The organism is Propionibacterium cyclohexanicum (assembly GCF_900111365.1).
Classification (GTDB): domain Bacteria; phylum Actinomycetota; class Actinomycetes; order Propionibacteriales; family Propionibacteriaceae; genus Propionibacterium; species Propionibacterium cyclohexanicum.
The window spans coordinates 27,548-49,480 of sequence record NZ_FOGZ01000005.1 but is presented as its reverse complement, the minus strand read 5'-3'; the positions used below and the strand labels follow the sequence as shown (position 1 = coordinate 49,480).

The 21,933-nt window shown below is 67.4% G+C and carries 18 protein-coding genes and 1 tRNA gene; 11 read left to right on the top strand and 8 right to left on the bottom strand.

The features are described from left to right. Positions 1-87 precede the first annotated feature (87 nt). From thrH to lysA, 3 genes are read right to left on the bottom strand one after another with little or no spacing between them, the layout of a single operon-like run. On the bottom strand, positions 88-711 hold the full coding sequence (gene thrH / locus BMX93_RS03730; RefSeq protein ID WP_091968175.1) for a bifunctional phosphoserine phosphatase/homoserine phosphotransferase ThrH: 624 nt from the start codon (positions 709-711) through the stop codon (positions 88-90). A gap of 8 nt (positions 712-719) precedes the next feature. Next, entirely contained in the window at positions 720-2,048 is a 1,329-nt protein-coding gene (locus tag BMX93_RS03725) for a homoserine dehydrogenase (RefSeq protein ID WP_091968330.1), read from the bottom strand. Between the two features lie 10 nt (positions 2,049-2,058). Continuing rightward, positions 2,059-3,462 carry a diaminopimelate decarboxylase gene (lysA, locus tag BMX93_RS03720; protein WP_091968172.1) on the bottom strand — a complete coding sequence of 468 codons (1,404 nt, stop codon included), beginning with the start codon at positions 3,460-3,462 and terminating at the stop codon, positions 2,059-2,061. Positions 3,463-3,622: 160 nt separating this feature from the next. On the opposite strand from lysA, the gene BMX93_RS03715 reads away from it, so the two are divergent. The 6 genes from BMX93_RS03715 (at position 3,623) to BMX93_RS03690 (ending at position 12,565) form a co-directional block, all read left to right on the top strand. After that, positions 3,623-3,694 (top strand) — tRNA-Arg (locus BMX93_RS03715). Positions 3,695-3,786: 92 nt separating this feature from the next. Further along, positions 3,787-5,307, top strand: a complete 1,521-nt coding sequence (locus BMX93_RS03710) for a glycosyltransferase family 87 protein (protein WP_245725716.1) — start codon at positions 3,787-3,789, stop codon at positions 5,305-5,307. Beyond that, positions 5,304-6,839, top strand: coding sequence for a glycosyltransferase 87 family protein (locus BMX93_RS03705; RefSeq protein ID WP_091968169.1), 1,536 nt, complete (start codon positions 5,304-5,306; stop codon positions 6,837-6,839). Before BMX93_RS03710 ends, BMX93_RS03705 begins: the two co-directional genes overlap by 4 nt. Then, on the top strand, positions 6,836-8,137 hold the full coding sequence (locus BMX93_RS03700) for a DUF2029 domain-containing protein (protein ID WP_177170053.1): 1,302 nt from the start codon (positions 6,836-6,838) through the stop codon (positions 8,135-8,137). The genes BMX93_RS03705 and BMX93_RS03700 overlap by 4 nt, the downstream gene beginning before the upstream one ends. Positions 8,138-8,201: 64 nt before the next feature. Next, positions 8,202-12,116, top strand: a complete 3,915-nt coding sequence (locus BMX93_RS03695; protein ID WP_091968163.1) for a multifunctional oxoglutarate decarboxylase/oxoglutarate dehydrogenase thiamine pyrophosphate-binding subunit/dihydrolipoyllysine-residue succinyltransferase subunit — start codon at positions 8,202-8,204, stop codon at positions 12,114-12,116. Between the two features lie 200 nt (positions 12,117-12,316). Beyond that, positions 12,317-12,565 (top strand): WhiB family transcriptional regulator, encoded by a 249-nt coding sequence (locus BMX93_RS03690; RefSeq protein WP_091968160.1) that lies wholly within the window; start codon positions 12,317-12,319, stop codon positions 12,563-12,565. 89 nt (positions 12,566-12,654) lie between these two features. Here the strand turns inward: BMX93_RS03690 and BMX93_RS03685 are convergent, their stop codons facing one another. Beyond that, on the bottom strand, positions 12,655-14,127 hold the full coding sequence (locus tag BMX93_RS03685) for a sensor histidine kinase (RefSeq protein WP_091968157.1): 1,473 nt from the start codon (positions 14,125-14,127) through the stop codon (positions 12,655-12,657). A gap of 183 nt (positions 14,128-14,310) precedes the next feature. Between BMX93_RS03685 and BMX93_RS13510 the strand changes: the two genes are divergently transcribed. Then, positions 14,311-14,385, top strand: a complete 75-nt coding sequence (locus BMX93_RS13510; protein ID WP_425438749.1) for a 50S ribosomal protein bL37 — start codon at positions 14,311-14,313, stop codon at positions 14,383-14,385. 310 nt (positions 14,386-14,695) lie between these two features. Here BMX93_RS13510 and BMX93_RS03675 read toward each other — a convergent pair whose 3' ends face one another. The 3 genes from BMX93_RS03675 to BMX93_RS03665 form a co-directional block, all read right to left on the bottom strand. After that, positions 14,696-14,974, bottom strand: coding sequence for a zf-HC2 domain-containing protein (locus tag BMX93_RS03675; protein WP_091968152.1), 279 nt, complete (start codon positions 14,972-14,974; stop codon positions 14,696-14,698). Next, positions 14,967-15,620: a sigma-70 family RNA polymerase sigma factor gene (locus tag BMX93_RS03670; protein ID WP_091968326.1), complete on the bottom strand. Its 654-nt coding sequence runs from the start codon at positions 15,618-15,620 to the stop codon at positions 14,967-14,969. Before BMX93_RS03670 ends, BMX93_RS03675 begins: the two co-directional genes overlap by 8 nt. 75 nt (positions 15,621-15,695) lie before the next feature. Further along, positions 15,696-16,541: an SOS response-associated peptidase gene (locus BMX93_RS03665; protein WP_091968130.1), complete on the bottom strand. Its 846-nt coding sequence runs from the start codon at positions 16,539-16,541 to the stop codon at positions 15,696-15,698. A gap of 99 nt (positions 16,542-16,640) precedes the next feature. Here BMX93_RS03665 and BMX93_RS03660 point away from each other — a divergent pair, with 99 nt between their 5' ends. The 4 genes from BMX93_RS03660 (at position 16,641) to BMX93_RS03645 (ending at position 20,586) form a co-directional block, all read left to right on the top strand. Further along, positions 16,641-17,162, top strand: coding sequence for a DoxX family membrane protein (locus tag BMX93_RS03660; protein WP_091968128.1), 522 nt, complete (start codon positions 16,641-16,643; stop codon positions 17,160-17,162). A gap of 102 nt (positions 17,163-17,264) precedes the next feature. Continuing rightward, positions 17,265-18,590: a 3-phosphoshikimate 1-carboxyvinyltransferase gene (gene aroA, locus BMX93_RS03655; protein WP_425438747.1), complete on the top strand. Its 1,326-nt coding sequence runs from the start codon at positions 17,265-17,267 to the stop codon at positions 18,588-18,590. A 79-nt stretch (positions 18,591-18,669) separates the two neighbouring features. Continuing rightward, complete coding sequence (gene rsgA / locus BMX93_RS03650) at positions 18,670-19,719, top strand: ribosome small subunit-dependent GTPase A (protein ID WP_091968122.1); 1,050 nt, start codon at positions 18,670-18,672, stop codon at positions 19,717-19,719. Between the two features lie 60 nt (positions 19,720-19,779). Further along, positions 19,780-20,586: an inositol monophosphatase family protein gene (locus BMX93_RS03645; RefSeq protein WP_091968324.1), complete on the top strand. Its 807-nt coding sequence runs from the start codon at positions 19,780-19,782 to the stop codon at positions 20,584-20,586. Between the two features lie 136 nt (positions 20,587-20,722). On the opposite strand, the gene serA is transcribed toward BMX93_RS03645, so the two are convergent. Next, the gene (serA, locus tag BMX93_RS03640) at positions 20,723-21,922 is read right to left on the bottom strand and encodes a phosphoglycerate dehydrogenase (protein WP_091968120.1); all 1,200 of its coding nucleotides are present in this window, start codon (positions 21,920-21,922) and stop codon (positions 20,723-20,725) included. Between the last annotated feature and the right edge of the window lie 11 nt (positions 21,923-21,933).

Here is a 21,933-nt window from a genome sequence, read left to right as displayed (position 1 = left end):
ACTATCAGTCATCACGGTCCGGACAACTCGGTACCCGGGCAATGACGCCGATCGCGTGTCACGCCGGCGTGTCTGCCGATCCAGGACTCAGCGGGCAGCCTGCGCGTCCAGCCTCTCGGCTGCCTGCTCGAACAGCCCTCCCAGTGCCTGGTAGTCCCTCGTCACCGCGATCTCGGGGAACTCCTCGATGACCCGCTCCGGCGGGCAGAAGAAGGCCCCGAAGTCGGCGGCCCGGAGCATCGCGGTGTCGTTGTAGGAGTCGCCCGCGGCCAGAGTCGTGAAGTTCAGTCCCTTGAGGGCCTCGACGACAGCCTTCTTCGCATGGGGCTGGCGCAGTCGGTAGTCGACGACCATGTCGTCGCGCACCACCAGGTTGTGGCAAAAGATCGTGGGGCGCTCCAACTGGGCCATGAGAGGTTCGGCGAACTCGTAGAAGGTGTCGGACAAGATGACGACCTGCCAGCGCTCACGCAGCCAGTGCAGGAAGTCGGCCGCCCCGGGCAGTGGGTGCAACTGGGCGATCACTGAGGTGATCGTGCTCAGCGTCAGCCCGTTGTCGGCCATCACACCAAGACGATGCCTCATCAGCTGGTCGTAGTCCGAGATATCGCGGGTGGTGAGCCGCAACTCCTCGATACCGGTGCGTTCGGCGACGCTGATCCAGATCTCGGGAACCAGGACACCCTCGAGATCGAGGCAGACGACGTGCATTGCTTCTCCTAGACTCCTTCGGCACGGACGAGACGTACCGGGCCGATGACGAAACCTGAATTCTCCAGCTCGCCCAGGCATGCGGCCACATCGGACTCCCGGGCGATATGGGTCATCATCGACACCCGCGCGGTGGCCGGATCGTCGCCGTTCGCGGTGGGCGTCTGGCGTATCGAGTGCACCGACACCTCGTGGCGGGCAAGGATCCCTGCCACTGCGGCGAGCACACCGGGCTGGTCTGCCACCTTGAACCGCAGATAGTAGCGAGTCCGTGTCTGTCCCATCGGAGCCGTCGCCAAGGCCTGATACAGCGAGTGGGCCGGCCCAACCACTCCGCGCACCCTGTTGCGGGCCACCGTCACCAGGTCCCCCGTGACGGCGCTGGCGGTCGGTGAGCCGCCCGCGCCAGGACCGAGGAACATGAGCCGCCCGGCGTTGGCGGCTTCGACGACCAGCGCGTTGTTGGGACCGTGCACCATTGCCAGCGGGTGGGTCAGCGGCACCATGGCAGCATGCACCCGCACCTCGATCCGCCCCTGCTCGTCCACCCTCGCGATGGCGAGTGGCTTCACGACGCAGTCCATCGCCGCAGCCGCCTCGATGTCCTCGGGCGTGACGTCCGTGATGCCCTCGCGGTAGACAGCGGATCCCGGGACACTGGAGTGGAAGGCGAGGCTGGCCAGGATGGCCGCCTTGCTCGCCGCGTCGTATCCTTCGACGTCCGCCGTGGGATCGGCCTCGGCGAAGCCCAGATCCTGGGCGGCCGCGAGAGCCTGGTTGAAGTCCTGGTGTTCGGTGCTCATCTTGTCGAGGATGTAGTTCGTCGTGCCGTTCACCACACCCATGACGGCCCTGATCTCGTCGCCGACCAGCGATTCGCGCAAGGGCCGCACGATCGGGATGGCTCCGGCGACGGCAGCCTCGAAGTACACGTCGACACCATTGCGTTCGGCGATGGCGAAGATCTCGTCGCCGTGGCTGGCGAGCAGGGCCTTGTTCGCGGTGATCACCGAGGCGCCGTGCTCGATCGCCGAGACGATGAGCTCCTTGGCAGGGCTCAGCCCGCCGATCAGCTCGATGACGATGTCGGCGCCGCTGTTGGCCACCAGCCCGGCGGCGTCCTCGGTGAGCAGCGCCGGGTCGATGCCGGCACGTGGCTTCGTGGCATCGCGCACGGCGATGCCGCTGACCTCCAATCGGCAACCGGCCTTCGCCGCCAGGTCGTCGGCGTGCTCGAGGAGGATCGTGGCCACCTTGCGCCCGACCGTTCCGGCACCCAGCAATGCCACCCGCAAGACCTTGACCGGCACAGCGGGGCGAGTCACGCTCTGGTTCATCTGCACCCCCTCAGCGTCCCACGTCGAGACGGAGCAAGTCGTCCATGGTCTCACGGCGGATCATCGGACTGAGCTGCCCGTCGTGCACCCTCACCACCGGCGGGCGCAGCGCGTGATTGTAGTTGCTGGCCATCTCACGGCTGTAGGCACCCATCGTGGGGACCGCAATGAGATCGCCGGGGGCGATGTCTGCGGGCAGGAAGACATCGCGCACCAGGATGTCACCGCCTTCGCAGTGCTTGCCGACGACCCGGCACAGCACACCGGATTCCTGCGAAGTGCGGTCGGCGAGCACCGCCGAGTACTCGGCCGCGTAGAGAGCCGGACGGATGTTGTCGCTCATCCCGCCGTCGACGCTCACGTAGACCCGCTGTCCCCCACCGTCCAGGTCGACGGTCTTCACGGTGCCGACGGTGTACACCGCCATCGTCGTTGGACCAACGATGGCGCGTCCGGGCTCGATGGACAGGGCCGGCAGCGCCATGGAGTGAGCACGGGCCTCGTGCTCCACGATCTCGCGCAGCCCACTGGCCAGCTCGTCGGGGGTGGCCGGGGAGTCGGCGCTGGTGTAGGCGACACCGAATCCGCCGCCAAGATCGAGTTGAGGCAGGTGGACGCCGGTGGCGTCGGTGAACTGCGCCATGAGCTTCATCGTGCGCCGTGCCGCCACCTCGAAGCCCCCGGTGTCGAAGATCTGCGATCCGATGTGGGAGTGCACCCCCAGCAGTTCCATCGAGGGCGAGTAGTGGCAGCGCACCATGGCCACCATCGCCTGGCCGTTCGCGATGGAGAAGCCGAACTTCTGGTCCTCGTGGGCGGTCGCGATGTATTCGTGGGTGTGTGCCTCCACCCCCGGGGTCACCCGCACCATGACGCGAGCGTGGTAGCCGCCGGCCTCGCACAGCTGCTCGATGCGCGCGATCTCGTCGAGGGAATCCACGACGATGCATCCGACACCGCGCGAGAGGGCCAGTTCCAGTTCGTCGCTGGTCTTGTTGTTGCCGTGCATGCCTATCCGCGCGGCATCCATACCGCCCAGCAGGGCCACCTGCAGTTCGCTGCCCGAACACACGTCGAGGCTCAGTCCCTCCTCCATCACGAGTCGGGCAATCGTGCGGGTGAGCATCGCCTTTCCGGCATAGAACACCTGCCAGCCCTCGAAGGCGTGCCGGAAGGCGCGCGCCCGATGTCGGAAGTCGTCCTCGTCGAACAGGTATACCGGCGAGCCCTCCTGGCGCACCGCGCTCACCACGTCGACGCCCGCCACGCTGAGCCGCCCGGCGGGATCGCGAGTGACATTGCGGCTCCACAGTGCGCGATCCAAGGCATTGAGGTCCGCCGGCTCGGTGAGCCATTGGGGCCCCGGCGCGGAGACATCGGCGTGGATCGAGCCGGCGACATGCATGTGGGTCACATCTCCCCATCTTTCCAGATCCCCGCGCCGGGCTGTGCGCTCGCCACTCCCCGAGCCCTGTCGAGCCGTGCGCTCGCCATCCCCCGAGCCCTGTCGAGTGGCAGCGATGGCGCCCCGGGGACTAAGCTCGTCAATGGTCCGCCGCGTGGCGGCAGGCCATGCTCCCGTAGCTCAGGGGATAGAGCACCGCCCTCCGGAGGCGGGTGCGAGGGTTCGAATCCCTCCGGGAGCGCTTGGCCGGGTCGCTTTCTCCGCTCGCTGCCAGGTCATCTTGGTACGCTGCACCGGCGCAGAAAGGCTGTGTGGGGCGAAACCAGGAGGAACATGGCAGACCGCAGCATGGTGTGTCATGGCGAGATGGTGTGTCATGGCGAGATGGTGTGTCATGGCGGGGCGTCCCAGGCAGTGGCGTGTCATGGGGCCAGCGCCGCCACACCGACACGCATCACCACGAGGGTCTCGCGTCAGCTCACCTTGGCTTTCACGCGTGAGCGCCTGCAGTCGGGCCGGTTCCTGCTGTTCTTCTGGTTCGGCTGCCGCCTGCTCGTCTTCGTCATCTGGGCATTCGTCGCCCCGGGCACCCAGGGCGACGTGGTCTACTACTACGAGCGCATCCAGGTGCTGTTCAGCCATGGTCCCGCAGACACGCTCAAGGAGTACCCGACGCCGGTCATCTGGATCCTGGCGCTGCCCTATCTGCTGTCCTTCGGGCACCAGACCGGATATGTGACCGTCTTCGTCTTGTCCATGCTCGCACTCGACGCGCTGTTCACCTGGACGCTGTGGCGCACCGGCAAGGCGATGAGAGGGCAGTCCGTCGTCTTCTGGACACTGTTCCTGGCGCTCATCGGTCCCACCGCCTATTTGCGGTTCGATCTCATCACATCGGTGCTGGCAGGCTGGTCCCTCATTCTCCTGCTGCGCCGCCACAGCGCCACCGCAGGTTTCCTCACCGCAGTCGGGGCATCAGTCAAGCTGTGGCCCGCCCTGCTGTGGCCGGCGCTCATGCCCGGGCGAGGGCGTCAGAAACTGCGTGCCACGCTCGGCTTCGCCGCCGGAGGCGTCATTCTCGTCGTCATCTCGCTGGTGTACGCGGGCTGGAGCCGGTTGATGTCACCTCTGAACTGGCAGAAGGGCCGCGGTCTGCAGATCGAGTCGGTGTGGGCCACGGTACCGATGCTCGCCCGGGCGCTCCATGCCGGTGACTATGTGGTCACCCAGTCGCCCTATCAGGCCTTCGAGATCTGGGGCCCCGGAGTTTCCGAGCTCATCACGGCGAGCGACATCGCCTTCGCCTTCGGGCTCGGCACGGCCCTGGTCTGCTATGTCGTGTGGCTCATGCGCGGCCACGGTCGGGTCCTTGAGGCGGTGGCGCTGGTCGTGCTCGTCATCCTCATCATGATCGTCACGAACAAGACCTTCAGCCCCCAGTACTTCATCTGGCCGGGCGGTCCCCTGGCGGCCGGATACGCCGTGCTGGGCGCTCGCACCCAGCACTCCCAGGACTTCTATCTGAACCGCAGGCATGTGAACAGCCTCTCGGCGTGGGTCCTCATCACCGCGGGCCTGACCACGCTCATCTATCCCCTCAGCTACAGCCTGCTGATCCGCGACTGGAGCGTCGGTGACTCGCTGCTGCGACTGCCGGCCACCGCGCTGCTCGCGGCGCGCAATGTCGCCGTGCTCGTGGTGGTGGCCCGGGTGGTGAGCTGGGTCTGGAGTTTCCTTGGCCCCAAGGCGCTTCGGGCGGCGCGGCACGGCCATCGCGAACTGCCGGAAACGGGCCTGGCCGATGCCCTGCCCGGTGATGGGGGTCCGCAGCGCAACGAGCAGGCCGGTCCATGAGCAGCCTGCGCTGGCCCTCGCTTCGGCTGCGTCCCCGCACCGATCCCCTGCAGGACTGGGTCGGGGTGGTCTGCTGGCTGCTGTCGCGCTCGGTGATGACCTATGTCTTCGTCGTGCAGACCAGTTTCGTCCGTGCCGACGTGCTCTATTACTTCACCTCGATCGACCACACGTCGATGACCAGCCCCGATGACCTGGCGCACGCACTCGTCGAGTACCCGGTACCCGTGGTGTGGATCATGCAGATGCTGCGCGCAGTGAGCGGACCCTCGAAGGACGTCTACGTCTTCCTGTTCGCGCTGTGCCTGGCGGTGCTGGATGCCCTGTGCAGCTGGATGCTGTGGACGCGGGTCTCCCGGCTCTCGTCGCTGCTGTGGATGGCTTTCATCTTCCTCATCGGCCCGCTGGCCTGGTTCCGCATCGATCTGATCCCGGCGGTGTGCGTGCTCATCGCCCTGCGGGAGCTCGAACGCCGCCCCCGGATCGCCGGTGCCGCGATAGCCCTGGGTGCCGCCACAAAGCTGTGGCCCGCGCTCCTCATCGTGCCGATGCTGGGACTGCCGATCCTGTGCAGCCGGCAGGGCGAGGGCCCCGGACTGCCCGGGAACCGGGCAGGGCTCCCCGGACTGCCCGGGAACCGGGCAGGGCTCCCCGGACTGCCCGGGAACCGGGCAGGGCTCCCCGGACTGCCCGGGAACCGGGCAGGGCTGCGCCGCGGCGCAGGGTTTCTCGCGTTCGGGCTGGCGGCCGGCCTGTCCTCGCTGGTCACCGAGGGCCTCACCCGCTCGGCCTCGCCGCTGACCTGGCAGTCCGGGCGCGGGCTCCAGGTGGAGTCGATCTGGGCGACTCCGGTGATGCTCGCGCGGCTGGGCCAGTCCGGCGACCAATGGGAGGTCCGGCTCAGCCGCTACAACGCCTATGAGATCTTCGGTCCCCACGTCGAGGCCCTCACCGGGCTGGCCAGCGCGGCCATGGTGGCGCTCATTGCCCTCGTGGCGGTGCTGGGCTGGCTCATCGTGCTGGGTGGCGTGGGCCTGCCGCGCCACAGCCTGCGGATGGCGGGCGCCGAGCGTCGGCGCCGCGACCGGACACTGGCGATCACCTTGTCCACCCTGGCGATCGTGGCCGGTGTCATCGTGGCGAACAAGACCTTCAGCCCCCAATACATGATCTGGCTCGCCGGGCCCTTCGCCGTACTCATCGCCACGCAGCTGCGCAGCAAGGACCGACATCATGCCGCCGTTATGCTGGTCCTGGGGCTCGTCGCGGCGGCTCTCACCCAGCTCGAGTTCCCGCTCAACTACGCGGCACTGGTGCGCCCGCACGACCCGGGAATAGGAGTGACGCTCATCCTGGCGATTCGCAATGGGCTCATGGTGGTGCTGGCGGTCTATTCCTCAGTGCTCGCCGTGCGCGCCGCATGGCGGGTGGGACGCCAGCCTGCCCCGATGGCTGCCGAGCCGCTCGTGCCCGCTCTCGTTGCCGAAGCTCAGAGCGGCGCGCTGTCCCCTGCCGAGACGGTGAGGGCATGAGCCCAGACGGGATGCTCGGGTGTGCCGCCAGGAGGCCACGCAGACCGGGATGGCTCATCGGCTGCTGGCTGCTCACCCGGGCAACCATGCTCTGCCTCTTCCTGGCGCTGGCCACCTTCATCCGCAATGACGTCGTCTACTACGCCGACTCCGTGCTCACCAGGCCCTGGCCGATACTGGACGACATCCGGGGGGTGCTCACCGAGTATCCCACCGGGTCGGTGTGGTTCCTGCAGCTCGTTTCCTGGTCCTCGGCACGGGACACCGACGCCTATGTGCTCGTCTTCGCCCTGCTCCTGGCGGCCCTGGACGCGCTGGCCGCCGCGGCGTTGTATCTCTTCGAGTCGCGGACCGCAGCCTGGCTGTGGGCGGGTGCCGGGGCGTTGCTCGGCCCCTTGCTGTGGTTCCGCTTCGACCTGGTGCCGGCGCTGTGTGTCCTGGCAGCGCTGTACTGGCTTCGCCGCCGTCCGGCGCTCGCCGGCGCGCTGCTGGCGGTGGGCGCCGGGCTGAAGCTGTGGCCCGCGCTCCTCCTGGTGCCGATGGTGGGTGTGTCCGCGCCCGCCAGGCGCCGCATGCTGGGCTTCGGAATCACCGGGCTCGTCCTCACGACGATCTCGGTGGCAAGCCAGGGACTGGCGCGCACGCTCTCCCCGCTGGGCTATCAGTCGCAGCGGGGTCTGCAAATCGAATCGGTCTGGGCCACCCCTCTCATGGTGAGCCGGCTGTGGAGCGGTTCGGGAGGTCCCCATGTCGAGTACAGCCAGTTCCAGGCCTACGAGATCTTCGGCTCCTCGGTGGGCGCCTGGGAAAGGGGAGCCTCGGTGAGCACGGTGCTGGTCGTGCTGCTCGCCGCGATCTTCGTCTGGCTCATCGGCCTCGGTGGCGTTGGCCTGCCCGGGCACCGGCTGCCGCTCGTCGAGGACGACCGTCACGAGCATGCCATTCTGCTGGCCGGTCTCGCCCTGGTGTGCGCCTTCCTGGTGGCGGACAAGACGCTGAGCCCCCAGTACCTCACGTGGATCTTCGGGCCGCTTGTCCTCGCCATCGCACGCCTCGCCCACAGCAGGCAGCGCGCTCCGGTGCCCTGGCTCGCGGTCCTGGGGGCGGCGACGATCGGGCTCACCCAGCTCATCTACCCCCTCAGCTACGGTGGCCTGGTGTCAAGCGTCGACCCCAATGCCGGTTCGACCCTGCTGCTTGCGCTGCGCAATGGCGCCCTCATTGCGCTCACAGCGTATTCGCTGGCCCAGGCCCTCAGGCTGTCGATGCGCGTTGGCGTGGGTACCGCGCCCCAGTAGAGTTCGACAAGGCACCCCCGGACGATCACAGGGAAGTGAGGGACGTGGCTCAGCCACGGACAACATGTCTACAACCGACGATTTCGGCGCGAACGACTGGCTCATCGAGGACATGCGGGAGCGCTACGCCGCCGATCCGCACTCGGTTCCCGCACAGTGGGCAAACTTCTTCCGAACCAGGACCGCCCCACCATCCGACCCCGTGCACACCGCCACACTGCACGACCCCGTGCACACCGCCACACCGCACGAGTCCGTGGGCACCGCCACACCACGCGGCTCCGTGAAGGCGGCCTCAGCCGGTCATGCTCCTGCCCCGGCTCCCGGTGCCCCGGCCGCGACGGCTGGCCGGCCCGCTACGCCGACTGGCCCCACCACACCGGATCGTTCTGGCGCACTGGAGCGCGGGAGGGTTGCGCCCAGCCCCGATGCGGCCGCGGCAGGGGCACCGCCCTCGAGCCGGGTTCAGGCGCCCGTCCCTCCCGTCGAGTCCCGCGAGACGCGCAGGAACGCCCCTGAGCAGCCCGGGATGGGCGGCGGGCTGTCGGCCGACGTGCCCAATCCCGCGATGCGCCCCGAATCGGTCCGCGCTGCGCCGCTGCGCACTGTCCTCAAGGGTGCACCGCGCAGCACTGCTGTCAACATGAATGCCTCGCTGTCGGTGCCGACTGCCACCTCGGTGCGCGAGGTGCCGATGAAGCTGGTCATCGACAATCGCGCCATCATCAACTCCTTCCTGCGCCGCAGCCGCGGCGGCAAGGTGAGCTTCACCCATGTCCTGGCCTACGCGATGGTGCGCGCCCTGCGCGATGTGCCCGCCATGAACAACTCCTACGAGGACGCCGACGGCAAACCCACCCTGGTGGAGCACCGCGGCGTGAACCTCGGAATTGCCGTCGACGTGACGATGCGCGATGGCAGCCGTCGCCTCCTGGTGCCCAACATCAAGGATGCCGACGCCCTGAACTTCGCGCAGCTGTGGGCGGCCTACGAGAACCTCATCGCCAGGGCACGTGAGAACAAGCTGGCCGTCGCCGACTTCGAGGCCACCACCGTGTCCATCACCAATCCCGGTGGTATCGGCACGAGGCTCTCGGTGCCACGGCTGATGGCCGGTCAGGCGATGATCCTCGGCATCGGGTCCATCGACTACCCGGCTGCCTTCGAGGGCACGAGCGCTGCACGGCTCAACGAGAGCGCCATATCGAAGGTGTGCACGCTCACCTCAACCTACGATCACCGCGTCATCCAGGGGGCGGTCTCCGGAGAGTTCCTGCGCCGGATACACCAGCTCGTGCTCGGCGAGGACGGCTTCTACCAGGACATCTTCGAATCGCTGCGCATCCCCTACCCGCCGCTCAGCTGGTCGAAGGACTACGCCCCCGACGCCGTCTCGGGGGTGAACAAGCAGGCGCGGGTGCTCGAGCTGATCAACTCCTTCCGCTGCGAGGGTCATTTGCTCGCCGATCTCGATCCCATCGAGTACCGGATGCGCAGTCATCCCGATCTCGAGCTGGGCACCCATGGGCTGTCCATCTGGGATCTCGACCGCTCGTTCGCGGTGGGCCGGTTCGGCGGCGCCGACAACCAGCACCTGCCGCTGCGCCAGATCCTCGGCCAGCTGCGCGAGAGCTACTGCCACACCCTGGCCCTGGAATACATGCACATCGACGATCCGGAGCAGCGCAGCTGGATCCGCGAGCGCATCGAGCGTCCGCACACCTCCCGGCCACGCGAGGAGCATCTGCTCATCCTCGATCGTCTGAGCGAAGCGGAGGTGCTCGAGACCTTCCTGCAAACCAAGTTCGTGGGCCAGACCCGGTTCAGCCTGGAGGGCGCCGAATCGGCCATCGTCATCCTCACTGAGCTGTGCGCCCGCGCCGCCGACCGGAAAATGACCGAGGTGACGATCGGGATGCCGCACCGCGGCCGGCTCAATGTGCTCACCAATGTCGCCGGAAAGCTCTACAGCCAGATCTTCCGCGAGTTCGACGAGGCCGCCCTCGACGAGGAGGTCATCAGCGGCGACGTGAAGTACCACCTCGGCGCCGAGGGCGAGTTCACCTCCATGGCGGGCAATCACGTGAGGGTCTCGGTGGCGGCCAATCCGAGCCATCTGGAGGCGGTCGATCCCGTTCTGGAGGGCATCGCCCGAGCCAAGCGCGACCGCGAACCCCATCCGGCCGACTATCCGGTGCTCCCCGTGCTCATGCACGGCGATGCGTCCTTCGCCGCCCAGGGGGTGGTCTACGAGGTGCTCCAGATGAGCCAACTGCGTCCCTATCGAGTTGGCGGGACGATCCATCTGGTGGTCAACAACCAACTCGGCTTCACCACCGCGCCGAGCGACGGGCGCTCGTCCAAGTACTGCACCGATGTGGCCAAGGCGCTGGGCTCACCGGTGATCCACGTGAACGGTGACGACCCCGACGCATGCAGCCGCGCCGCCGCGCTCGCCTACGACTTTCGTGAGCGCTTCCACAAGGATGTCGTGATCGACATGGTCTGCTACCGGCTGCGCGGCCACAATGAGGGCGATGACCCGAGCTTCACCCAGCCACAGATGTACCGCCTCGTGGGCCGCAAACGCTCGGTGCGCAAGCTGTACACCGACGCGCTCATCGGGCGCGGTGACATCTCGCTGGAAGACGCCGAGAAGGCCGTCAACCGCTTCCGCGGACGGCTGGAGGAGGTCTTCTCCATGGTCCGCGACCCGAAGGTGCCCAGCGAAGAGGTGGACCACGAGGTGCAGTACCGGCTCTCGCCGCTGTACCCCCTCAAGCCGGGTCATCTCACCGCGCCCCCGAGGGTGAGCCCGCAGGAGCTGCAGCGCGTGGCCCAGGTGCACGAGGAGCTGCCCGAGAACTTCACCGCTCACCCGAAGGTGCTGCGTCAGCTGCAGCGCCGCGCCGAGCAGATCCAGCAGGGACCGATCGACTGGGCCACTGCCGAGCTGCTGGCCTTCGGTACTCTCCTGCAGGAGCGCCGCCACGTGCGACTGGTCGGTCAGGACACCCGGCGCGGCACCTTCAGCCAGCGTTTTGGGGCCGTGGTGGATCGCGTGACGAACGAGGCGTGGGTGCCCCTGAAGCACCTCTCGCAGACCCAGGCCCCCTTCGATATCTATGACTCGAACCTCAGCGAGTACGCGGCGATGGGTTTCGAGTACGGCTATTCCGCCGCGGCACCGGATGCCCTCGTGCTGTGGGAGGCCCAGTACGGCGATTTCGCCAATGGCGCCCAGACGATCGCCGACGAGTTCATCACCTCCGGATTCGCCAAGTGGTACCAGCGTTCGGGTGTCGTGCTCCTGCTGCCGCATGGCTATGAGGGCGCCGGCCCCGACCATTCGTCGTGCCGCATCGAACGCTGGCTGCAGTCGTGCGAGGGCGGGAACATCGCGGTGACAATGCCGAGCACCCCGGCGTCCTATTTCCACCTGCTGCGCCAGCACGCCTATGTGAACTGGCACCGCCCCCTCGTGGTGGCCACCCCGAAGTCGATGTTGCGCAATCCCGCGGCGGTCAGCGCCCCCGAGGAGTTCCTCGACGCGTCGTGGCGTCCGGTCCTGCCCGACCCCACGATCACCGATCCTGGTGGCGTCCGTCGCGTGCTGCTGTGCAGCGGAAAGGTGCGTTGGGATCTGGTGGCCAAGCGCCAGGAACTGGGACTGGGCCAGCAGGTGGCGATCATCGCGCTCGAACGTCTCTATCCGCTGGCCAGCGACGCCCTCGTTGAGCTGCTGCGCGAGTTCCCCCGCGACGTCGATGTGCGCTTCGTGCAGGAGGAACCGCAGAACCAGGGATCCTGGTATTTCCTCGCGCAGCATCTCGTCCCGGAGCTGTCCAGGGGCCTGGGACGCCCGTTACACATCCGTCCCTTCACGCGCCCGGCGGCGCCGGCTCCCTCGGTCGGCTCGCGCGATGTCCACATTGAGCAACAACAGGAGCTGATCACTGCCGCACTGAGCCAACAGTGACGTATTCTTGGGCACTGCCCTGTCGGTGACGATGCCTGGCCTGCACATGTGAGCGGGTCATTGCGGCATTGCCCCAGATGGACTGCTGAGCTGTTCAGTACCCGGGTTGCGGCCCGCGCAGCGAGCCGCGCCGAAGCACACGACGTTTCCGGTGCCTGTGGTGTTTCCACGTGCCCCGACGCAGAAGGAGTCACATCCAGATGGACTGGCGCCACAAGGCGGCCTGCCTCAACGAGGACCCTGAGCTGTTCTTCCCGATCGGCAACACAGGCCCGGCACTGGCGCAGATCGAAGAGGCCAAGCGGGTCTGCGAACGCTGCGAGGTCCGTGAGGAATGCCTGGCGTGGGCCCTCGAGGCCGGCCAGGACCACGGCGTATGGGGCGGTATGTCGGAGGACGAGCGCCGTGCCCTGCGCCGTCGTGCCGCGCGTAATCGCCGTACCGCCTGAGCCCCACACCGGGGCCTGGCCGCTGCGGTTGCCGGTGCCTGCGTCACTGCGGGCACCGACAGCCCCCCTTCGGCTAGACCCCCAATGTCCTAGACCCTCAATGTCTCCGCGGGAACGATCACGCGCGATGTGGCACCGGGAGCGCCGGGATTGTTGAACAAGGTGAACTCGCCACCCAGATCGGCCACCAGCGTCGTGACGATCGAGGTGCCCAGGCTGTCGGATGCTCCCATGACGAATCCCTCGGGCAGACCGGCACCCTGATCGACGACGTCGAGCACGAGGGCGCCGTGAGCGTCGCGCCTGGGTCGCACGAAAACCTCCCCAGCCCGATCGCCCAGCCCGTGTTCCAGTGCGTTCTGGCACAGCTCGGTCATGATGAGGCTCAGCGAGGTGGCCACCTTCGCGGGCACCAGCCCGAAACTTCCCTGACGCTTGGCCCGCAACCCGCCTCGCGTGGAGGCCACATCTCCCACAGTCTGCAGGATCTTGTCCGCCACCTCGTCGAACTGGGCGGCCTCGTCGAAACTCTGGGAGAGGATTTCGTGCACCACGGCAATCGACTGCACCCGGCTCATGGCGTCGTACAGCGCGCTCTCGGCCTCCGCAGAATGGCACCGGCGTGCCTGCAGACGCAGCAGCGCCGCAACGGTCTGGAGGTTGTTCTTCACCCGGTGGTGGATCTCGCGGATCGTGGCGTCCTTGGTGACGAGCTCACGTTCGCGGTCGCGAAGCTCGGTGATATCACGGCAGGTGACAAGCACGCCGGCCCGGTGCCCGGCCTGGGACAGCGGCATCACCCGAAGTCGCACGCACCCATGCTCGTTCTGCGTGTCGAACTCCCCCACGCTGCCCAGATCGAAGTCGTGGCCCGTGGTGGGCGCAACGGGCGAGATCGCCGCCCCTACGGCGGTGGTACTCAGCTCGCGGATCCCTTCGCCCAGCATGTCGCCCACCAGCCCCAGCCGCCGGTAGGCCGAGACCGCGTTCGGGCTGGCGTAACTGATCACCCCCGAATCCGTGGCATAGACCAGCCCGTCGCCCACCCTGGGGCTGGTGGTGGGGTCGCTGGGCGGATGGATCGGATAGATGCCGTGGCGGACCATGTCCGCGAGGATCTCGGCAACCTCCAGATAGCAGTCCTCCATGGCGCCCGGCGCCCGCACGCCCATCTGATTCGTGTGCCGCTCCACGATGCCGATGACCTCACCGTGGCGGATGATGGGGATCGCCCAGACATCTACCGGGATACCTGCCTGCAGCTTGTTGTTGCTCGTCTCGCTGATCTCGCGGGACAGATATGCCTCGACGACCAAGGAATCCGGTTCATAGCTGATGTCGTCGCCCACCACATCGTCCTCGAGGGCGGTGGGGCCCGTGACCGGGCGGCGTTGGGCAGCGGCCCAGAAGACGTTCTCATCGGCATCGGGCACCCACAGCACCAGATCGGAGAAGCTGGTGTCGGACAGCAGATGCCATTCGCGGACGAATGCCGTGAGCCAAATCCGGTCGTCCTCACCGAGAACGGTGTGTTCGGCCAGAACTTCGCTCATCGACAGCATGGTCCAACTCTAGGAGAACGCCGCAAGCACTCCAGAACGGTCGACGGGCAAGGCGGTGACAGGAATGTGTTGGACGCGAGCTGGCAGGGGTGGCACAATGTCAGTTCGTGCCCGCGGCGGACGACTCGCGGGAATCAATTCAGCGCGCCGGGTCCATCGACCGGCGACGATCGGGAGGTCGACATGGGCAAGACTGGTCGCAAGCGCCGCGCCCGGCGCAAGCATGCAGCGAACCACGGCAAGCGACCCAATGCGTGACGCAGCCGTGAATGGTGGGGCCCCCGGACCGCAAGGTCCGGGGGCCCCACCATTTCTGCAATGACGAGCGGGCCAGCGGAAAGCGAGCTGTGTGACATTCCGAGACCGGACTGTCGCGGCATCAGCCCGCAGCACTGGCCCAGCACCGGCGGACGGGCTCACTACCGAACCCAGCGCGACACCAGCTGCGACGACCGGAAACCGGTCGACCCGACGGCATCGCTCACAAGTCGACCCGACGGCGGGGCAGGATTGCCGGAAAGCGGCGGCGCCGAGGAGGCACTATCTCCCCTGGTCGACGGTCTCGCAGCTAGATCGTGTCGCCGAGGTGGGCGACGGCCGCGATCCGCAGCCTGAGAGCGTCCGAGGCCGCCGGGGTGCACCAGCACCGCTTGACCATCGCCGAGATCATCTGCTCAACGTCGAAGTTGTCCATGCACTTCTCGCACATGAGCAGATGGGCCCGGATCTCGTCGGCAGTTGCCTCCGGCAACTCACCGTGCAAGAACGCCTGGACGCTGCTCAGCGCGAACTCGCAGCTGTCCTCGCGGACCTCCGCCGGCTCCTGGCCGTCTCGTAACTCAGTCATTGTGAGACCGTCTCCCGATACCATGCTCGCTGGCGAAATCTGCCAGCGACTTGCGCAGTTGAGCCCGACCACGATTGAGCCGCGACATCACGGTGCCGATGGGCGTCCCCATGATCTGCGCAATCTCCTTGTAGGAGAAGCCCTCGACATCAGCCAGCAGTACAGCCTCGCGGAACTCACTCGACAGCTGTTCCAGGGCCTCGGTGACGGCCGCGTCCGGGATGCCCTTCAGCGCCTCCATCTCGGCGGAGGGATTGCCGGTCGCGTCGTGCGAGGCAGCCTTGGCCAGCTGCCAGTCCTCGACGTCGTCACCCGAGCCGGTCTGCGGCTGGCGCTGCGCCTTGCGATAGCTGTTGATGTAGGTGTTCGTGAGGATCCGGTACAACCAGGCCTTCAGATTGGTGCCGGGACGGAACTGCTTGAACGAACTGAACGCCTTCGCATAGGTCTCCTGGACCACATCCTCGGCGTCAGCGGGGTTGCGCGTCATGCGCAACGCGGCGCCGTAGAGCTGGTCCAGATAGACCATAGCTTCGCGCTCGAAACGCTCGGCACGCTCATCGGCGGTCTCTGTCTCGCGCACGTCGACGGCCCGGTCGGTCTGATCCTCACCGGCCGGCTCACTCTTGGCAGAAGCGGCAATCATCATCAGATATGACATTACCGGACTGTCGGTCGTTGTCTTCGTGGGCACGCAGGCACAACACTGCGGTGAGTGGCCTTATTCCGTCGGCGCATTCGGCTCGCCTCGGGGCGGAGCACCCGCCGGCGGGGTGCCGACCGGCTCGTCAGAGGGCTGCCCAGCCGGATCATCGACAGCCGTGATGAGCCCCGGGTAGTCGTGTGCCACCTTGTTGACCTCCGCACCCACCCGGTAGGCGCTCATCTCGCCGGCATCCGGCACATGGGCCAGCTGCAGCGCGGCGCGGGAATCGGTGAGTTCGCGGTCGAGCCAGGCCGGCCAGTTGCATGGGGCCACCTGAACCGGCATCCGGTCGTGGAGGTGGCCCAGCTCGTCGATGGCCGAGCAGGTGAGGATCGTGCAGCTGACCAGCCATTCCCCTCCCGGGGCCCGCCAGAACTCGAAAAGACCGGCCATTGCCATGACGCTGGAATCTGTCGGGTGAATGAAGTAGGGCTGCTTGATCGCCTTGACCGCCCGCCCCCCGGATGGCGCGCCAGGCTCGGGTTGATACCACTCGTAGTAGCCGTCCGCCGGCAGCAGGCACCGGCGTTTCGCCGCGGCTGCGCGGAAGGAGGGCTTCTCGGTGGCGGTCTCCAGGCGGGCATTGATCAACGCAGGTCCAGCGCCGGGACCCTTCGACCAGCTCGGCACCAGCCCCCAGCGCATGCCCACCAGGCTGCGCGGCCGTCCGGGCGACGAGGCCTGCACAATACCCGGGACGGTCTGGGTGGGAGCGATGTTGTAGTGCGGCGCCAACCAGCCGGGAGCCGGCGCCACCGCCCCTGCCGGGCGGGACTGACCGTCGTCGTCATGCAACTGCTCGACCTCGAAGATCTCGATGAGCTCGTCGGGATCGGCACTCAAGGCGTATCTGCCGCACATGATTCAACGGTAATCGTTGCGCCGGGCCTGCCGTGCCCGACCGGAAGACGCTCGCCTGCCTGGGTTTCACAACAATGCAAGCGGGGGTACTAATGGACCATGTCACTGCTGCGATTCACCTCCCGAGCCATGTTCTCCTCGTGGTTCGCGGTCCAGGGCGCCCGCAATGTGGTCAATCCGGGTCCCGCCGCCGAGAAGCTCGCCCCCACCATCAGCCAGCTCGTGGGCATCGCCAAGGCCGCCTTGCCCGGGGAGGCAGCCGCCCGGCTACCAGAGACGGCACCTGCCTGGGTGCGAATCAGCGGCGCTGCCCAGCTGGTGGCCGCACTGGGCTACGCAGTGGGGTTGGGCAGACGCCCCAGCGCTGCGGTGCTTGCCATCACTACCGCCTTCACCTTGCCTTCCGTCGTCAAGGGGGCGCGCGCCAGGGACGGTTCGGGAAGTCTCAACGAGCTCATCACGACTGGTGCCCTGTTGGGTGCGGCAGTGCTCGCGGCCCAGGACACCGAGGGCAAGCCAAGTCTGGTCTGGCGCGCCCGCAGCGGCGCCCACCACGCCGTCGAGAACGTGCAGGACCTCACCGAGCAGGCTGTCGGCAAGGTCCAGACGATCGCGAGCTGAGCGTGCCGGAAAGGCTGGGCAGGCCCGGCATGGCGGGCACATTCGACAGCTCGCACAGCGCCTGCCGAGAGCAGTCACGGGCGGGCGGCTAGCCTGATGGCCATGAGCATGCCCTCCGACGCGATCACCAGACCCGCCGAGCCCTGGCCCGCGCCGAGCCCCGGCCATCCCCTGCGCACCAGCGTTGTCGTGCCGGGGTCGAAGTCCGAGAGCAACAGGGCGCTCGTCCTCGCTGCGCTCTCACAGGACGTGAGCAGTATCCGCGGGATCCTCCACGCCCGCGACACCGAGCTCATGATGGCCGCCCTGACGGCGCTGGGAACGCGTTTCGAGGCGGCCGACGACGACATCGTCATTGTGCATCCCGGGCCCCTGCACGCAGCCGGTCAGCCCATCGACTGCGGGCTGGCGGGAACCGTCATGCGCTTCATCCCTCCGGTGGCAGCCCTGGCTGGTGGCCGGACGAGTTTCGTCGGCGACCCCAGGGCCAGTGAGCGACCGCTGGGCCCGCTGCTCGACGGACTGCATCAGCTGGGTGTCACGAGCTCCGCCGAGGCCATCCCCTTCGTCCTGGAGGCGCCGGCCCAGCTGGGCGGACGCAAGGTCACCATCGATTCGAGTGCCTCGAGCCAGTTCGTCTCCGGGCTGCTGCTCGCAGCCCCGCTGTTCCCCCAGGGGCTGGATCTGCGCCACGAGGGCGAGCTCATCCCCTCCTCGCCCCATATCGCGATGACGGTCTCGATGCTCGAACGCCATGGGGTGCAGATCAGGGCGGATCGCCTCGGACGTCACTGGATTGTCGAACCCGGCCCGATCGCAGCCGTCGACGAGCAGATCGAGCCCGACCTCACCAATGGTGCAGCCTTCCTCGTCGCGGGCCTGCTCACCGGAGGAGCCGTGCGCATTGCCGGCTGGCCGAGACGCACCGAGCAGCCCGGGCGTCTCATCGGGTCGATGGCTGCCCTCATGGGCGCCACCCTGACCGATACCCCCCAGGGATTCACGATGACCGGCACGCGTCTGCTGGGCGCCACCCTCGACCTGCACGATGCCAGTGAGCTGACCCCGGTCGCGGCGGCGATGGCAGTCGCAGCACGTGGCACGACCGCCATCGGCGGTGTCGCGCACATCCGTGGTCACGAAACCGACCGGATCCGCGCCATCGCCACCGAGCTCTCGCGCATCGGGGTGCCCGTGCGCGAGAACCCCGATGGCCTGGTGATCCGGGGCATGGCCGATCATCTCGGCGATTTGCACCCCAGTGAGGGCAATGGAGTCTTCGCCTGCTACGGCGACCACAGGATGGTGCATCTCGGCGCGCTGCTCGGCCTGCTCGTTCCTGGCATGAAACTCGACGACGTGGCGTGCGCAGCGAAGACGATGCCCGATTTCGCGCAGCGGTGGACAGCCATGATGCAGGGCCGATGAAAGACCGCGCCCATGAAAGACCGCGCCGATGACACAGCAATGCCCATGACAAGGCAGGGCCGATGACAAAGCAGTGCCGATGAACGCACGCCCGACCCGAGGTGCCATCGGTCGCGGAACCGACTTCGATCTCCATGATTTCGGCCGGCCCGCGCGCCGTACACGCCCACGGACCAAGCAGCGGCCCGACTACTCCGAGGCTGCGCTGGCCCGGGTCATCTCGGTGGACCGCGGGCGTTACCGCTGCCTCCTCGAGAACTCCGAGTCTCGTCCGCTGCTTGCCACGAAAGCCCGCCGGATCGGCCGCAGGGGCGTCATCGTGGGAGACCGCGTGCGTGTCGTCGGAGACACCAGCGGCCGCGACGGCACCTTGGCCCGCATCGTCGAGGTGATGGCACGCCGGACCGTGCTCAATCGCACGGCCGACGACACCGACCCCACTGAGCGGCCCATCGTGGCCAACGCGGACCAGCTCGTCGTGGTGGCCTCGCTCATCGATCCGCCGGCCCGGCCCGGCATGATCGACCGGGTGCTGGTGGCTGGTTACGCGGCCGGGGTGGCGCCCATCATCTGCCTCACCAAATCCGATCTCGCCGACCCCGCACCCATAACCCGCCTCTACGAGCCCCTCGGTCTCCCGATCGTCGTGAGCTCCCCCACGTGCGAGCTATCGGGACTACGTGATCTGCTGGCGAGCAAGGTGACGGTGCTGGTGGGTCATTCGGGGGTCGGCAAGTCGACACTCATCAACCGGCTGGTGCCCGACGCCGACCGGCGCACCGGGGAGGTCAACGACGTCACCGGCAAGGGACGCCAGACCTCCACCTCCGCGGTCGCCCTCGAACTGCCGCAGCTGCCCGGTCACAAGGATGACCCCGGCTGGGTGATCGACACGCCAGGAGTTCGCAGCTTCGGGCTGAGCCACGTGGATCCGGCGGCCATCCTCGACGCCTTTCATGATCTGGCGCAGTATGTCGCGGACTGCCCGCGCGGCTGCAGCCATCATGCCGATGCGCCCGAGTGCGGCCTGGATGCCGCCCTGGGGCGCGGCGAGCTGTCCGCAGCGCGGCTGGCCAGCTTCCGGCGGATACTCGACGCCGTCGACCATCCCGCGCATGAGAACGGCTGATGTGCCCACCGGGGCGTGACCTGGCACTCGCGGGTCTGCGGCACCGCTAGAGTCATGGCCATGGCTGATGCGCCCGACTTCACCGATGACCTGCGTCTGGCCCACCTCATGGCGGACAACGCCGATTCCCTGACAATGAGCCGCTTCAAGGCGCGCGATCTCGTGGTCCGCAGCAAGGCCGATCACACGCCCGTCTCCGAGGCGGACCAGGCAGTGGAGGCGGCGGTGCGCCGTACGCTCGCCACGGCGCGACCGCGCGACGCCGTGCACGGCGAGGAGATGGAGGACACCGGTCGGGGTCCTCGCACCTGGATTGTCGACCCCATCGACGGCACGGCCAACTATGTGCGGGGGGTGCCCATCTGGGCGACACTCATTGCGCTGCGTGTGAACGGCGAGATCTGCGTAGGTGTGGTCAGTGCCCCGGCGATCGGACGCCGCTGGTGGGCTGCCAAGGGAGCCGGCGCCTATACCGGCAAGACTCTGCTCTCCCCCGCCCGCATCCAGGTGTCGAAGGTCGACTCGGTCGGCGACGCCTTCTTGTCCTACTCGTCGATCAACGGCTGGATCAAGGACGGGCGTGGCCAAGGATTCGTCGACCTCATCCGCGATTGCGGCCGCACCAGAGCCTTCGGGGACTTCTTCAGCTACATGCTGGTGGCGGAGGGGTGCGTGGATCTGGCCGCTGAACCCGATCTCGAACTGCACGACATGGCGGCGCTCGACATCATCGTGCGCGAAGCGGGCGGACGCTTCACCAATCTCGACGGCGAGCCCGGTCCCGTGGGCCGCGGTGCCCTGGCCACCAATGGCCGACTCCACGATGCCGTGCTCGCCCGGCTGGCTCGCGACGACACCTCCGGCTGAGGCGCCAGCCGTTCGAGGGTGTGCAGGCGAGATGCCCTTGTGCTCACCGCTCCTGCCCACGCCCCCTCACGGCCGATCTGCCCCGCGGCAGGCTCCGCCACGCCGAGAACGCCAGTTCTCCGGCAGGCATCGGCACTCAGCTCGCGCGGATCACCCGGCAGGCGATGGTATTGGGAATATGCGCCAGATCGTCGACCCAACCATTGGAGGCGGCCGTCACATCGGTGACGGCATATCCCGTGCTCCCCTTCGTGCTGAGCGCCTGGAAGGCGATGTTCGCGTCGTGGCTGGACAGCACCGAATTGAGCTGGGCCATCACTCCTGGCACATTGCGATGGATATGGGTGACCCGCACTCCGGTGGCCGGAGGCGTGCTCACCTCGGGAAGGTTGACGCTCATCGAGGTGCCGCCGGTCTGGATGTAGTCGTGCAGCTTGTTTGCCACATACCGTCCGATGTCGTACTGAGCCTCCTGGGTGGAGCCACCCACATGGGGAGTCAGGATGACGTTCGGCAGGCCCTGCAGGGGCGAGACGAAGGGTTCACCCGAGGACCTGGGCTCCTTGGGATACACGTCGACGGCGGCACCGGCCAGGTGACCCGAGCGCAGCGCGTCCGCCAGCGCCTGGTCGTCATAGACGAAGCCGCGCGACAGGTTGAGGAACAGCGAACGGGCTCGCATCGCCGCGAACTGGTCGGCACCGAAGAAGCCGGTGTTCGACTCGCGCCCGTCAATGTGCAGTGTCACCGTCTCGGCCACCGCAAGGAGCTCCTCCAGGGATTCGCAGCGCTTCGCATTGCCCATGGCGAGCCGGTCCGAGATGTCGTAGAAGTACACCTGCATGCCGAAGGCCTCGGCGAGCACGGACAGCTGCGAACCGATGTTGCCGTAGCCGACAATCCCCAGGGTGCGGCCCCGTACCTCGTGGCTGCCGGTGGCCGACTTGCTCCACACACCCGCATGCATCTGCGCGGTGCGGTCGGTGAGATGCCGGGCCATCGCCACGATCTCGGCCATCGCGAGCTCGACGACGCTGCGGGTATTGGAGTAGGGCGCGTTGAAGGTGGCGATGCCATGCTCGGAGCAAGCGTCCAGATCGATCTGGTTCGTACCGATGCAGAAGGCCCCGATCGCCTTGAGTCCACCGGAAATGCGGCGCAGGACGGTGTCGGTGACATTGGTCCGCGATCGGATGCCCAGCAGGTCGACGCCGTTGAGTGCGGCAATGAGTTCGTCCTCGCCCAGAGCACCCGAGCGGGTCTCCACGTCGTAGCCCGCAGCGGTGAGAATACGGGTGGCCTCGGGATGGATGTTTTCGAGCAGCAGAGCCTTCACACCCAGATTCT